Annotated in this window: 12 protein-coding genes; all 12 read left to right on the top strand. The window is 59.3% G+C overall.

Annotation, left to right across the window (positions count from 1 at the left end; genetic code table 11):
* The first annotated feature begins 30 nt into the window (after positions 1 to 30).
* The 12 genes from miaB to CVV65_RS08255 all read left to right on the top strand — a co-directional run bounded on the left by miaB (position 31) and on the right by CVV65_RS08255 (position 13793).
* Positions 31 to 1485 (top strand): tRNA (N6-isopentenyl adenosine(37)-C2)-methylthiotransferase MiaB, encoded by a 1455-nt coding sequence (gene miaB, locus CVV65_RS08310; protein WP_100667727.1) that lies wholly within the window; start codon positions 31 to 33, stop codon positions 1483 to 1485.
* Positions 1482 to 1913: a YlbF/YmcA family competence regulator gene (locus CVV65_RS08305; protein ID WP_100667726.1), complete on the top strand. Its 432-nt coding sequence runs from the start codon at positions 1482 to 1484 to the stop codon at positions 1911 to 1913. The genes miaB and CVV65_RS08305 overlap by 4 nt, the downstream gene beginning before the upstream one ends.
* 116 nt (positions 1914 to 2029) lie before the next feature.
* On the top strand, positions 2030 to 4669 hold the full coding sequence (mutS, locus tag CVV65_RS08300; protein ID WP_100667725.1) for a DNA mismatch repair protein MutS: 2640 nt from the start codon (positions 2030 to 2032) through the stop codon (positions 4667 to 4669).
* Positions 4666 to 6636 carry a DNA mismatch repair endonuclease MutL gene (gene mutL / locus CVV65_RS08295; RefSeq protein ID WP_100667724.1) on the top strand — a complete coding sequence of 657 codons (1971 nt, stop codon included), beginning with the start codon at positions 4666 to 4668 and terminating at the stop codon, positions 6634 to 6636. The genes mutS and mutL overlap by 4 nt, the downstream gene beginning before the upstream one ends.
* 12 nt (positions 6637 to 6648) lie before the next feature.
* On the top strand, positions 6649 to 7452 hold the full coding sequence (locus CVV65_RS08290; RefSeq protein ID WP_100667723.1) for a class I SAM-dependent methyltransferase: 804 nt from the start codon (positions 6649 to 6651) through the stop codon (positions 7450 to 7452).
* Complete coding sequence (miaA, locus tag CVV65_RS08285) at positions 7449 to 8384, top strand: tRNA (adenosine(37)-N6)-dimethylallyltransferase MiaA (protein ID WP_100667722.1); 936 nt, start codon at positions 7449 to 7451, stop codon at positions 8382 to 8384. Before CVV65_RS08290 ends, miaA begins: the two co-directional genes overlap by 4 nt.
* Before the next feature lie 57 nt (positions 8385 to 8441).
* Positions 8442 to 8711 (top strand): RNA chaperone Hfq, encoded by a 270-nt coding sequence (hfq, locus tag CVV65_RS08280; RefSeq protein WP_407928403.1) that lies wholly within the window; start codon positions 8442 to 8444, stop codon positions 8709 to 8711.
* Positions 8712 to 8737: 26 nt separating this feature from the next.
* On the top strand, positions 8738 to 10348 hold the full coding sequence (locus CVV65_RS08275) for a gamma-glutamyltransferase family protein (RefSeq protein WP_100667720.1): 1611 nt from the start codon (positions 8738 to 8740) through the stop codon (positions 10346 to 10348).
* Positions 10349 to 10446: 98 nt separating this feature from the next.
* On the top strand, positions 10447 to 10809 hold the full coding sequence (locus tag CVV65_RS08270; RefSeq protein ID WP_100667719.1) for a DUF3870 domain-containing protein: 363 nt from the start codon (positions 10447 to 10449) through the stop codon (positions 10807 to 10809).
* A gap of 155 nt (positions 10810 to 10964) precedes the next feature.
* Positions 10965 to 11570 carry an ABC transporter substrate-binding protein gene (locus CVV65_RS08265; RefSeq protein ID WP_100667718.1) on the top strand — a complete coding sequence of 202 codons (606 nt, stop codon included), beginning with the start codon at positions 10965 to 10967 and terminating at the stop codon, positions 11568 to 11570.
* Positions 11571 to 11608: 38 nt separating this feature from the next.
* Positions 11609 to 13090 carry an IS5 family transposase gene (locus CVV65_RS08260; RefSeq protein ID WP_100667602.1) on the top strand — a complete coding sequence of 494 codons (1482 nt, stop codon included), beginning with the start codon at positions 11609 to 11611 and terminating at the stop codon, positions 13088 to 13090.
* The gene (locus CVV65_RS08255; RefSeq protein WP_100667717.1) at positions 13068 to 13793 is read left to right on the top strand and encodes an ABC transporter substrate-binding protein; all 726 of its coding nucleotides are present in this window, start codon (positions 13068 to 13070) and stop codon (positions 13791 to 13793) included. The genes CVV65_RS08260 and CVV65_RS08255 overlap by 23 nt, the downstream gene beginning before the upstream one ends.
* The last annotated feature ends 11 nt before the right edge of the window (positions 13794 to 13804 follow it).

Genomic DNA, 13804 nt, shown 5'->3' with positions numbered 1-13804 from the left:
ATGTGCATGTCTGGAAAGGGGTCGTTCGTCATGAGCGAGCTCATTCAAATAAATGACATTGTCCTGGAGCGGCACCGGCCGGGTCCCGAAAGATCGCAAAGGGTCGATTACCGGGCGATGGCCCAAGCGGTCCCCGCCGTGGGAGTCGGAAAGCGCTACTGGATCCGCACCTACGGATGTCAGATGAATGAACACGATTCGGAGATCATGGCCGGCATGTTGCAAGAGATGGGCTATCGCCCGGCCTCGGCCCCCGAGGAGGCCGATCTGATTCTCTTTAACACTTGTGCCGTCCGGGAAAACGCCGAGGACAAGGTGTTCGGGGAGATCGGCCGGATCAAGCCCCTCAAGCGCCGCCACCCGGAACTGTTGCTGGGGCTGTGCGGTTGCATGGCCCAGGAGGAAAAGGTGCGGCAGTTTGTGCGGGACACGTTTCCCTATGTCGACCTCGTTTTCGGAACCCACAATCTCCACCAACTCCCGGAGTTGGTGGTACAAGCCATGGCCAGTCAGGAAACGGTGTTTGCCGTATGGGATCGGCCGGGCCAGGTTGTGGAAAACCTGCCCAAGCTCCGCCAGGACGGGGTGAAGGCCTGGGTCAATATTCAATATGGATGCAACAAATATTGCACGTACTGCATTGTTCCGTTCACCCGGGGTCGGGAGCGAAGCCGGCTGCCCGAGGACGTGGTGGCTGAGGTGAAACAACTGGCCGAAGAAGGGATTCGGGAAGTCACCCTGCTGGGGCAGAATGTGAACGATTACGGACTGGACCTGGGGGATGTGGATTTTGCCGACCTGTTGCAACATGTGGCGCGGATCCCGGGGATTGAGCGAGTGAGGTTCACCACCTCCAACCCGTGGAATTTTACAGACAAACTGATCGATGTCATCGCTGCGGAAGACGCGATTTGTGAACACATTCATCTGCCCGTCCAATCCGGGAATAACCGTATTCTCAAACGCATGAATCGGGGGTATACCCGGGAGACTTATTTGCAGCTCGTCGAGCGGATTCGCAACCGAATCCCCGGGGTCAGCCTCACGACCGACATCATCGTGGGATTTCCGGGTGAAACGGAGGAAGAGTTCCAGGACACGCTGGACCTCGTTCGGACGGTGCAGTTCGACAATGCCTTTACCTTCCTGTATTCCCGGCGACAGGGGACGGCGGCGGCCCGCATGAAGGATGAGACCTCCTTGGAGGCAAAAAAGGATCGCCTGCGCCGGCTCAACGAACTACAAGCGACGATATCTCGGCGGTATCACGAACAGTTGGTGGGGAAGACGGAGGACGTGCTGGTGGAGGGAGAAAGTAAGACGAATCCGGAGATCTTGGCGGGACGGACCCGAACGAACCGTCTGGTCCTGCTTCAGGGATCCCGGGACTTGATCGGTCGGACTATTCCAGTCCAGATCGTCGGGGCACAAACCTGGCTGTTGCGGGGGGAACCGCACCCCGCGATCCGGGAGGTCACAGGATGAGGTGCGAGACGGCGGAGGAAATTCGCCAAAAGGCACAGATCCTGGCCCAGATGATTCGGGAGTCCGAGGAAGCGGCCCGCTACCGGGCCTGCCGGCAGAAGATCGCCAGCAACCGTGAGGTGCAAAGTTTGTTGAAGTCGCAGAAACGCTTGCAGATGAGCGTCTCTGCCCTGAAGATGCGCTGTGCGCCGATGGAGAAAATCCGCGCGGCGGAACGCGCCCTCGAAGAGGTGGAGGGGCGGCTCAGGGCTATCCCGGCGGTGGGACAGTACCAGGCCGCTCAAGAGGAGGTCAACCTCTTGGTGCAAGGGGTGGCCGAGATCATCGCCCAGACGATCTCTTCCCGGTTGCCCGTAGAAGTTTCTGCAGGAGGGTGTTCCGGGGGCTGCGGCGGATGTACCACGTGTGGGGTGCAACCGGTGCCGTAAATCCCCGCCGGATTGGGGATGTCGAGAAAACGGGATAGCCGTCGGCGTGTCGGCGGCTCTTCCATTTTATTGTCGGTTGTGCGAAACAGAGATCACGGAAAGGAAGTCGGGACAACATGTCTTACACCCCGATGATGCAACAGTACCTGGACGTCAAAGGCCGTTGTCCGGACGCCTTGCTGATGTTTCGCCTGGGGGATTTTTATGAATTATTTTTTGAAGATGCGGAAATTGCCGCCCGGGAATTGGAGATCACATTGACCGGCCGGGAAGCCGGGGGTGGTCGGCGGGTTCCCATGTGCGGCGTCCCGTACCACGCGGTGGAGGGCTACATCGCCGCCCTGGTGGAGCGGGGCTATAAGGTGGCGATTTGCGACCAGATGGAGGATCCGGCCCTCGCCAAGGGATTGGTCCGGCGGGAAATCACACGAATCGTAACGCCGGGAACGCTTCTGGAAGACCGGGGGAAAGAAGAGAAGGAGCAACGCCTCATTGGCGCCGTCATTCCGATTCCGGAAGGGTGGTCTGTAGCCTTTGCCGATCTTTCCACCGGAGACCGTTGGGCCGGGGCCGCCCACAGCATTGAGCAGGTGATGGACGATGGGCTCCGGTACCGACCCGCCGAATGGCTCATTCCCGAGGAAGCGGCTGGCGAGCCTTGGGTCACTCAACTTAGCAAGTCCACGGAAGCCATTCTGACACATCGGGGCCACGGAAAAAAAACGTTCACTCGGATGGAGAATGGGGGCTGGGACGACCTTCCGGAAGCCGGTGGGGAAGAGGCCCTTTCAGCCATCGCGTCGTACATCGAGGAGACCCAGCGGCGCCAGCTCGTTCACTGGAAGCCGGTTCAACCCCTCCACGACGCCACCTACATGGCGGTGGACGCCTTTGCCCGGAGAAATCTGGAGTTGGTTCAAACGGTTCGGGAGGGACGGCGGACGGGGTCATTGTTGTGGCTGTTGGATGAGACGGTGACCGCCATGGGCGGGCGGCTCCTCCGGCAATGGCTGGAAAGGCCTTTAATCGACCCTGGCGCCATCGCCAGGCGCCAGGATGGTATCGAAGAGTTGGTTGGGCAGTGGATGCGGAGAAATCAACTGCGAGAGGACCTTCGCTGCGTGTATGACCTTGAGCGGTTGCTGGGCCGGGTGAGCTATGGCAGCGCCGGGCCCCGGGATCTGCGCGCCGTGGCCCAAAGCTTGAGCCAGGCCCCAAAACTGGCCGCCGTGCTGGCCGGCGCCAGATCCTCCATCTTGGCCGATATTGAGAGACGCCTGGACCCTTGTGAAGAAGTGCGGGATCTCCTGGACCGGGCCCTGGCCGACGACCCTCCGGCCACAGCGAAGGAACCGGGCGTCATCCGGGACGGGTTCTCTTCGGAACTGGATGAACTGCGCCGGGCATCTCGGGAAGGGCGAAGCTGGATCGCCGCCCTCGAACAGCGAGAGAGGGAGCGAACGGGAATCAAATCCCTCAAAATCGGTTATAATCGCGTATTCGGCTATTACATAGAAGTTACCAAAGCCAATCTCGCCCTGGTTCCAAGGGAATATGAGCGCCGTCAGACCTTGGCCGCCAGCGAGCGGTATGTGACCCCGGAATTGAAAGAGATGGAAAGTCGTATCCTCGATGCCCAGGAGCGGGCGGAGACCATCGAGTACCAGTTGTTCGTCGAGCTGCGGGGCACCGTGGTAAAAGCGCTCCCCCGCCTCCAGCGTCTGGCCGGGGCGATGGCCGAATTGGACGTCCTTTGTGGTCTCGCCGAGGTGGCGGCAAAACGCCGATACACTCGTCCTGTTGTGGATGACAGTTCGGTCATTGAGATTCGCGGCGGCCGACACCCGGTGGTGGAGGCGGTCCTGCCCGATGGCACATTTGTGCCGAACGACACTTTTCTCGATGGCGACAATCGGCGGGTCGCCCTCATCACCGGTCCGAACATGGCGGGGAAAAGCACCTACATGCGCCAAGTGGCCCTGATCGTACTCCTCGCCCAAGTCGGGTCTTTCGTTCCCGCGGATTCTGCCCGGATTGGCATCGTCGACCGTCTCTTCACCCGAATCGGCGCGGCGGACGATCTCGTGGCGGGCAAAAGCACCTTTATGGTGGAGATGGTGGAGTTGGCGACCATCCTCCGAAACGCCACCCCCCGCAGCCTGATCATCCTCGATGAAATCGGGCGGGGGACCTCGACCTATGACGGGATGAGCATCGCCCGGGCTGCGGTGGAGTATATTCACGATCCCACCCGGGTGGGGGCCCGAACTCTGTTTGCGACCCATTATCACGAGCTGACTGGCCTCGCCGACGAACTACCAGGAGTCCATAATTTTTCCACAGAGGTCCGAGAGGATTCCGGGGGAATCGTATTCTTGCATCGTTTAGTGGACCGTCCTGCCGACCGCAGCTACGGCATTCATGTGGCCAGACTGGCGGGGCTTCCGGAAGACCTGTTGGAGCGGGCTGAAGCCATCCTCACAAGCATGGAGCAGGTACAACAGGGCCTCTCCCAGACGGCTGCGGCTTGTGTCGGGGGAGAAGGGGGCGAGGCTGACCGAGATCTGACGAAAGTTCCGCAGGAAACCGGGGGTCGGTCCACCGCCGATGAAGCGGGGCGGGGACTCGACAAAGCCCTCCTGCACCCGGTTCTCGAACGCCTCCGCAAGGCCCGGGTTCTGGACATGACCCCGATTCAGGCCCTGCAAGAGCTCTACGAACTACACCTTTTGGTCCGGGAGGAGAATGAACCATGAGTGCCATACATATTCTGGATCCCGGCCTGTCCAACCGCATCGCAGCCGGGGAGGTGGTGGAGCGTCCGGCCTCGGTGGTGAAAGAGCTCATCGAAAACAGTATCGATGCCCAGGCCACCCATATTCGCGTCGCCGTGGAGGAAGCGGGGATGAAAACCATTCGGGTGGTGGACGATGGCACGGGCATGGATCGGGAAGACGCCCAGCTGGCTCTGCGGCGGCACGCCACCAGCAAAATCGCTTCAGAACGGGATTTGTTTCGGATTCGAACCCTGGGGTTTCGGGGGGAAGCCCTGCCCTCCATCGCCGCGGTCTCAAAACTGGTGCTGAAGACTCGTCGCCGGGAAGATGACGCCGGTACCGAAATTCGGGCGGAGGGGGGAACCATTGTCTCCACGGCCGAGGTCGGGATGGCGCCCGGGACGGATATTTTTGTCGAGGAGTTGTTTTTCAACACCCCCGCTCGGCTAAAATACATCAAGTCCCTGCACACGGAGGGCGCCCATGTGGTGGATGCGGTGACCCGGGCGGCCCTTGCCCACCCGGAAGTTGCCTTCACCCTTTCCGCCGATGGGCGACCTGTCGCGACAACCCCGGGGGACGGGCGATTGCTCCACGCCGTGGCGGCGCTGTATGGTCGGGATTTGGCGGAAAAATGTATCCCGGTGGAGGAGCGGGGCCTCGATCTGCGGGTCTGGGGGTTGGCGGGGTTACCCGAGATCCACCGGGCGGGCAGGGGGCACGTGATGTTTTTTGTCAATGGACGGCCGGTTCGCAACCCGGCACTGACCCGAGCGGTGCTCGACGTCTACGCGGGAAGACTTCCAATCCACCGAAACCCAGTGGTATTTCTTCATTTGGAGCTGGATCCCGGCCTCGTGGATCCCAATGTGCACCCGGCCAAACTGGATGTCCGTTTTAGTGAAGAAAGGGATGTGGCGGGGGCGGTGGAGAGGGCGCTGGGCCGGGTTCTGGACAGGGCCCGGGCCATTCCAGGTCTGCACTCGCCCACCGGAGGGCCGCGAGAAGTGCGCAATCCCCCTCGCCAAGGGCCAGATGCGGCTGCAGGCGATGCGGCGCAGAAGACTCAGAGAGGCTCCGGGGCGCAGACTCTCCGGGAGAGCCAGATGGCGTTTCGGTGGGACAGTCCCCCGGGAGGAGGGAGGTCCCCTTCGAGTCCGCTGGCCAGGCAGCGAACCCTGGAGGCCCTCGCCCCGATCACTGCTGAAGAACAACCCGAAGCTCCCGGGGAGCGAGAGGGGGAGACCGGATCTTGGAGCAGTCTTGGGCCAGAGGTCCCTGTGGATTCGGAAAGAACGGAAAAAGAGGCAGCGGCTACCGTGGAGCTTGAAGGAGTTGGAGCGGCGGGTGTCCGGCCCCGGGTTCCCGAACTGCGGGCGGTGGCCCAGGTGCTGAACCTGTACATCGTCGCCGAAGCGGAAAACTCTTTGTTCCTGATCGACCAGCACGCCGCCCACGAGAAGATCTTATACGAGCGGTTTTCCCGGCAGATCACCCGGCGGGAAGTGGGCCCCATGCCACTGTTGGTGCCCATCACTGTGGAACTGAGTGTCGCAGAAATGCACCGGTTGGCTCCTCACCTCGACATGATGAAAGAGTACGGGCTGACCGCGGAGCCTTTCGGCGACAATGCCCTCGTGGTTCGCACGGTTCCCGACATCTGGGATGGCCAGGACGTCACGGCTCTGACCCGGGAGTTTTTGACCGAGTACGTCGAGCGGCCGATAGGACAAGATCCCCGAAGACGCCTGGAGCAAGGAGTGATCACCCGGGCCTGCCGGGGAGCAGTGAAAGCTGGACAGCCATTGTCCATGCCGGAGATGCAGGCACTGTGCGACCAACTCCGGGACCTGGACAACCCCTTCTCCTGCCCCCACGGGCGGCCCACGATTCTGCAATGGACCCGACGGGACTTAGATCGACAATTCCAGCGGATTCAGCACTAGGGGAGGGTGACCATGACGGCTGATCTTCACGGGGTTGTGACCACCGCTGCCCGGCCAGACCCCGAACTCCTTCACCGGGCCGGGGAGATCGCCCGACGTCTGGGACTGCCCTTGGTGTCCCGGGACCGACGCAAACTGGACGAGATTTTGGCTGAATACGCGGCATCTTTCTCCGCCGTGGCAACCCGGGAGGGAACATTCCTGTATGCGGACGGCCGGCAGTACCGCTATCATCCGGGAATGGCGGTGGTGCGCCTCCGTCAAGTGATGCGCGGGCATCCCGATCCCCTACTCGAAGTGGGTGAGGTTCGGCCCGGAGATCGGGTGGTGGATGCCACCCTGGGCCTCGGGGCGGACGCGATCGTACTCAGCCACGCGGTGGGCCCGGAAGGGCGAGTCGTGGGCGTGGAGGACCGGCCGGTGGTGGCATTTTTCGTGGAGGAGGGCTTGAGTACATACGCCTATCCGGCACTTCCTGAGCTCGAGGCGGCCATGCGACGCGTTGATGTGGTGTGGGGGGATCACGTCGATTATCTGCGCCGACTTCCCGACCGGTCTGTGGACCTGGTGTATTTTGATCCCATGTTTCGCAAAACGATCTCCGCCTCCCGGGGCATTGATGCTTTGAGGGTATTCGGGGATCCGTCCGCTCTCCGCTTTGAAGCGGTGAAGGAGGCGGTGCGCGTGGCCCGTCGGCGGGTGGTGTTGAAAGATCGCCGGGATGGGGGAGAAATCGATCGCCTGGGATTTCAGCCGGTTCCAAAGGGCTCGGGCAGGATCCAGTTCGGTGTGATCGATGTCGGGGGTGGAAAATGAATCCGGTTCTGTTTATTGTCGGACCGACGGCCACGGGCAAATCGGACGTGGCCATCCGGGTGGCCCAACAGATCGGAGGGGAGATCATCTCCGCGGACTCCATGCAGATCTATCGAGGTATGGATATCGGCACGGCGAAAATCCCCCCCGAGGAGCGGCAGGGGGTTCCCCATCATCTGATCGACGTGGTGGATCCCGATACACCCTTCACCGTCGTGGACTATCAGAGGTTGGCCCTTGAAACGATTGAGAACGTGTCTCAACGTGGAATGCGGGCGATTGTGGTGGGGGGGACGGGATTATATGTGAAAAGTCTCACCCATGGGCTGGATTTTTCCCCGGCCGGAGAGGACCCGGGGTATCGACAAGAACTGCGAGCCCGGGCTGCCCGGGAAGGTCCCGAGGCCCTGCACCGACTTTTGGCCGAGGTGGACCCGGAGACCGCCCGCCGACTTCATCCCCACGATGTTCGGCGGGTCATCCGGGCCTTGGAAATCTACCATCTGACGGGGCTGCCCATGTCCCATGCGGCGGGGCGGCGGGGCTCCCGCATCCCCTTTCTTATGTTCGGCCTCACCATGGAGCGCGCAGCCCTGTATCGGCGGATCAATGACCGCGTGATTCAAATGGTCAAACAGGGTTGGGTTCAAGAAGTTCAGAGGCTTCTGGAGCGCGGATATTCCCGGAACTTGACTTCGATGCAGGCCATCGGGTACAAGGAATTGGCCGATTATCTTGCCGGTGAGATGACCCTGGACGAGGCGATCGAGAGGATTCAACGCGGAACCCGGCGGTACGCGAAGCGACAGTGGAGTTGGTTTCGGGCCCAGCCGGTTCACCAGTGGCTGGACGTTGGAGGGATATCCTTGGAGGAGACCGGTCGGAAAATCGTAGAAGCTATAGGAGGGCGGAAGGGATTTCGTAAGGCGTAACGAATACATTAGGGAAAGATGGGTTAGAGAGGGGCCGTGTAGGTGAACAAACAGACAATGAACATTCAGGACACGTTCTTAAACCAATTGCGCAAAGACAACATCCCGGTGACGGTGTATCTGGTGAACGGCTTTCAAATCCGGGGCGTGATCCGGGCATTTGACAATTTTACCATTGTGGTGGAATCAGAAGGCAAGCAGATGATGGTGTATAAGCACGCCATCTCGACGTTCACCCCCCAGAAGGCGGTGTCCTTGCACCCACCCGCCCAGACCGGGGGAGACGAACGGCGCGACGTCCCTCCGACTGATGCTTCCCGGTCGTGACTTGCAGAAAGGTGGGAGGGATTCGCATGCATTTTGATCCATATGAGCACCCCCACCCCTCTCGGCGAGTGGCCATTTATGCCCGGCGGGGAATGGTGGCGACCTCCCAACCTCTGGCTGCCCAAGCGGGACTCGACATGCTCCGGCGGGGCGGCAATGCGGTGGATGCGGCCATCGCCACCGCCATCGCACTGACTGTCGTGGAGCCGACATCGAACGGGATCGGAGGGGACGCCTTCTCCTTGGTCTGGAGCGGCGGCCGCCTTCACGGGCTGAACGCCAGCGGCCCGGCTCCCCACCGCTTGACCATCGCTGAATTGGAAAAGCGGGGGATACGGAAGGAGATGCCCAGGCTAGGCTTTGCGCCGGTCACCGTCCCCGGCGCCCCCGCAGCTTGGGCGGAGCTGTCGAAGCGCTTTGGCCGCCTGCCGTTCGCTGCGTTGTTTGAACCCGCCATTGAACTGGCTCAGGCCGGATACCCGGTCTCTCCGGTGACAGGGGCGGCATGGGAAGCCGCGTATCGCCGATACGAACAGGAACTTACCGGACCGGAGTTTTCCGCTTGGTTCAGTACCTTTGCCCCGGAGGGAAGGGCCCCTCGAATTGGCGAGATTTGGCGGTCGCCAGATCACGCCGAAACCTTGCGCAAAATCGCCGAGAGCGGGGCCGAGTCTTTTTATCGGGGGGAGTTGGCCGAGCGGATCGACCGATTTTCCCGGGAGTACAAGGGGTTCATCCGCTTGGAAGACTTGGCGGCATTCCGCCCGGAGTGGGTGGATCCCATCCATGTGGATTACCGGGGCTACGATGTGTGGGAGATTCCGCCCAACGGCCATGGCCTGGTGGCCCTCATGGCCCTCAATTTGCTCAAAGGCTTTGACCTATCCGGCCGCAGCCCGGCAGATCGATACCATATCGAGATTGAGGCAATCAAACTGGCCTTTGCGGATGGCCAGCATTATATCGCCGATCCTCGGTTTATGTCCGCCCGGGTGGAGGATCTGCTCTCTGAGGGATATGCTGAAGAGCGCCGTCGGTTGATCGGGGAATCGGCCGCTCGTCCGAGCCCGGGCCGGCCGCAAGCCGGGGGGACGGTGTATCTTTGCGCGGCCGATGGCGAAGGTAACATGGTTTCCTACATTCAAAGCAATTATCAGGGGTTCGGATCGGGGCTGGTGGTACCCGGGACGGGCATTGCCCTTCACAACCGGGGAGCGAATTTTTCCCTGGATTCTGCCCACGTCAACGCCTTGGCGCCGGGGAAAAGGCCTTATCATACCATTATCCCGGGATTTCTGACCAAGGCCGGCCAAGCGGTCGGTCCCTTTGGGGTCATGGGTGCATTCATGCAACCCCAGGGTCACGTCCAGGTATTGGTCAACATGATCGATCTTCATCTCAATCCTCAAGCGGCCCTGGATGCTCCCCGGTGGCAGTGGCTCGAAGGGCGCAAGGTTGCCGCCGAATACGGAATCCCTCCCCATGTGTTGGAATCTTTGTCTCGCCGAGAACACGAAATCACTTGGTCGGCCGATACCGCTTCCTTTGGCCGGGGCCAGATCATCTGGCGCCTCGACAACGGCGTCCTTGTCGGTGCGACGGAACCCCGGGCTGACGGCCAGGTGGCGGCGTGGTGAGAGAGGGTTCAGGAATGATTCGCTGATTGAAAAGGTCATTGACAAAACTCGTTCTATTTTGATATAAGTAGACAAGGAGGAATCGTACAAAAGGGGGTATGTTTCGGGAGGTGGGATATGAAGCCGCGGAGGGATGGGCAGAAAAGCAGTATGTTTTTGCGGCAGGATTTGCTGAACTTCCCAAAGGGACGACCGCGCACGAGGCATACCGCATCGTGGCGTTCGTGATGGTCGTGGATTCACGAACGGACATCATAGTAGATGCGGAATTCTCTTTTGCCTTGCCCCTTACGGGGGAATTTGTTCGGTCATTGGTGATCGGACAAAATGTGATGAGTGGGCTGGAAGAAATTCAAGACAGAGTCCGTACGCGGTTCTTGGCGCCGGCCCAAGGAGCCCTGCTTCAAGCTGTCCGAAGTGCTTTTGACCGGTATCGCGAATGGAAGGTCCAGAAACAATAAATTTTTTGCTGGTTGTTTGCGGGGGATGTGTATCGATGAGGTACACGGCTTCGTAGAGCAAACAGGCCCGGCTGATGATGATTCCCGTGGGGAAAAGGCATTGGCTGGGCTATTGTTTTTCATGTGGTTCGTAATCCAACAGTGGAGGTGTCTGCATGGGGAAAGGGTGGCGTTTTTTCGCGGCAATTGCATTATCCAGTTTTGTGATGACTGCCTGTGGTGCTGCAGGTACATCCACATCCGGGAATAATAACGCAGGAGGGGGAACCTCCGGAAAGGCGTACAAAATCGGGGTAGATCTAGAACTTACGGGACCCTCTAGTGTATGGGGCGAACCGCAGATTCACGCGGTGGAGATGTTGGTGGATGAGGTCAATCAGCAAGGAGGGATCAATGGAACGCCCATTCAGTTAGTTAAATACGACAATCAGTCAAAAGAGACTGAGTCTTTGGTTGTTGCCAAAAAACTTGTTGAACAAGATCACGTACTAGCCATCATCGGGGCGGGGGCGACACCGACGACAATGCCGCTTGTTCCGTATGTCACCGAACAAAGAGTTCCACTCGTATCCGTGGGATCAGGCGACGCCATCGCATCTCCAGCATCGGAACGCAAATGGGTGTTTAAAACCCCGGTTAGCAATCAGAGCATATCGAAAAAAATCAGCGAATACTTAGGGTCTGCTGAACGATTAAAAAGTCCAGTAATGGAAGGGATTTCGGCACTTAACAGAGAAATTAAGTGCGTGGATTTTGCATGAAACCCTTCAAAAACCGTGCACTTGAGGTGTCGACAGGCGTGTACCGAGCGACTGAGCGTCAGATGCTGTTGCCCGATGACTTTTTCCTTCCGTTCGGCGGGAAATTGAATAAAGAGAACCGCTGGGTCAAATTGGCTCAGATGATCCCATGGTGGAAGGTCGAAGAACACTACGGCGAGCGATTCAAGTCTGCCACAAAAGGGCAAAAGGCCTATTCGGTTCGGGTGGCACTGGGTTCGTTGATCATTCAGGAACGCTTGGGTCTGAGTGACCGCGAAACCGTTAGGCAGATCACCGAGAACCCGTACCTCCAGTACTTCATTGGGTTGCCGCGCTTTCAGGAAGAGCCACCGTTTCATCCATCTCTGATGACACACTTTCGTAAGCGGCTCGGCCCAGACGTCATCCAGCAAGTCAATGAATGGATTGTTGCAGAAAAGGACAAACCCGATGACTCGAACGATCCGGACTTGGACAATCACGGTGGAGCCGGATCGGCTCAGCCGGACGACCTTGCAAAGACGCAGACGGATCCAGAAACGCCTTCGAACCATGGCAAGCTGTTGCTTGATGCCACGTGTGCCCCGGCCGACATTGCCTATCCCACCGATCTCACGCTGTTGAACGAGGCACGTGAGAAACTGGAAGCCATGATTGACGTCTTGCATGCCGCGCGCCGGCCAGGCCGACGTAAGCCGCGCACTTATCGATGGAAAGCACGAAAGGCATATCTGGCGGTGGCCAAACAGCGCCGGGTCAGCCCACGGGCACTGCGTAAGGCCATTGGGAAGCAACTGCGTTTTGTGGCGCGGGATCTCAGGATCCTGGCCTCCCTGAGAGACGAAGTGGGTCTGGAAGCGCTCAGCCGGCGACAATACCATGATCTGTTGGTCATTCACGAATTGTACCGTCAGCAGGAAGAGATGTACCGGAAGCGAGCCCGGCGAATCGACGACCGAATCGTCAGCATCTCACAACCTCATGTCCGTCCCATCGTCCGTGGCAAGGCTCGTGCGAATGTGGAGTTTGGCGCAAAAGTGATGATCAGCCTGGTGGATGGGTACGCACGGATCGAACACCTCGGGTGGGACGGCTTCCATGAAGGTCATACCTTGCAGGCCGCGGTCGAAGCCTACCGAGACCGGTACGGCTGCTATCCGGAGGCTGTGTTGGCCGATAAGGCCTACCGAAATCGAGAGAATCTGCGTTACTGCAAGCAACGCGGGATTCGCCTGAGCGGTCCTCCCTTGGGCCGTCCGTCGCAGGCGGACCGTGCAGTGCAGGCACGGCTGGAACGGCAGGACGCTGCCGAACGCAATGCCATTGAAGGGAAGTTCGGCGAAGGCAAGCGTTTGTACGGGCTTGGCTTGATTCGAGCACGCCTGCGGACCACCAGCGAGACGGTCATCGCCTTGCAGCTGTTGGTGATGAATCTGGAGCGCCGGCTGCGCATTCTTTTGTACACATTTTTCGGATGGCTCTTGCGGTTAGGCCCCCTTGCCGTATTCGCCGATCCGTGATTCGTTCAGCAGACCCTACTTAAAACAAAAAGGATGGACCCGGGTGGGCTTTTTGTCGGTGAACAACGCCTACGGCGACAGCGGAAAGAGTGAATTCGTAAAGACAGCTCAATCCTATGGAATACAGATTGTAGCCTCTGAACGGTTCGGCGCGACGGATACCGACATGAAGCCGCAACTGACATCCGTAAAAAATGCCTCCCCAGATGCGCTAGTGGTCTGGGCGATCCCCCCTGCGGCGTCACTGGTGTTAAAGGGATACCATGAACTCGGGCTTAATACCCCGATATTCTTCAGCTCCGGAGCGGGATCGAACAAGTTCGTGGAGTTGGCGGGAACCGATGCTGCTGAAGGTGTTTATCAGCCCCAGAGCAAAATTTGGGTGATCGATCAATTGCTGGACAGTGATCCGCAGAAGAAAGTGCTCCAGTCGTATGCACAGTCGTATAAATCGAAATACAATATCGACGCGAGCCCGATCGATGGAATGGCGTACGATGCAACCCTGCTTATCATCGAGGCATTGAAGACCATCAAAGGCGAAGTGACTCGCGATTCACTTCGGGATGCTATTGAACACTTAAATGGAGTCGTGGGAATAACGGGGATTTTCCACCTGAGTCCCCAGGATCATGTCGGGTTAACCGATAAAGATTTGACCATGCTTCAGTTCCGCAACGGTCGGTGGGTTATCGCGCAGTAAATCGAAGGGTG

It is taken from the genome of Kyrpidia spormannii, from assembly GCF_002804065.1.
Classification (GTDB): domain Bacteria; phylum Bacillota; class Bacilli; order Kyrpidiales; family Kyrpidiaceae; genus Kyrpidia; species Kyrpidia spormannii.
This window is presented reverse-complemented; position numbering and strand designations above follow the sequence as displayed.

Bases quoted from the DNA above. Each gene is read 5' to 3' on its own strand.
- hfq (WP_407928403.1), top strand. From the start codon at position 8,442: ATGAACATTCAGGACACGTTCTTAAACCAATTGCGCAAAGACAACATC.
- CVV65_RS08305 (WP_100667726.1), top strand. From the start codon at position 1,482: ATGAGGTGCGAGACGGCGGAGGAAATTCGCCAAAAGGCACAGATCCTG.
- CVV65_RS08270 (WP_100667719.1), top strand. From the start codon at position 10,447: ATGTTTCGGGAGGTGGGATATGAAGCCGCGGAGGGATGGGCAGAAAAG.
- CVV65_RS08275 (WP_100667720.1), top strand. From the start codon at position 8,738: ATGCATTTTGATCCATATGAGCACCCCCACCCCTCTCGGCGAGTGGCC.
- mutL (WP_100667724.1), top strand. From the start codon at position 4,666: ATGAGTGCCATACATATTCTGGATCCCGGCCTGTCCAACCGCATCGCA.
- miaB (WP_100667727.1), top strand. From the start codon at position 31: ATGAGCGAGCTCATTCAAATAAATGACATTGTCCTGGAGCGGCACCGG.
- CVV65_RS08265 (WP_100667718.1), top strand. From the start codon at position 10,965: ATGGGGAAAGGGTGGCGTTTTTTCGCGGCAATTGCATTATCCAGTTTT.
- miaA (WP_100667722.1), top strand. From the start codon at position 7,449: ATGAATCCGGTTCTGTTTATTGTCGGACCGACGGCCACGGGCAAATCG.
- CVV65_RS08290 (WP_100667723.1), top strand. From the start codon at position 6,649: ATGACGGCTGATCTTCACGGGGTTGTGACCACCGCTGCCCGGCCAGAC.
- mutS (WP_100667725.1), top strand. From the start codon at position 2,030: ATGTCTTACACCCCGATGATGCAACAGTACCTGGACGTCAAAGGCCGT.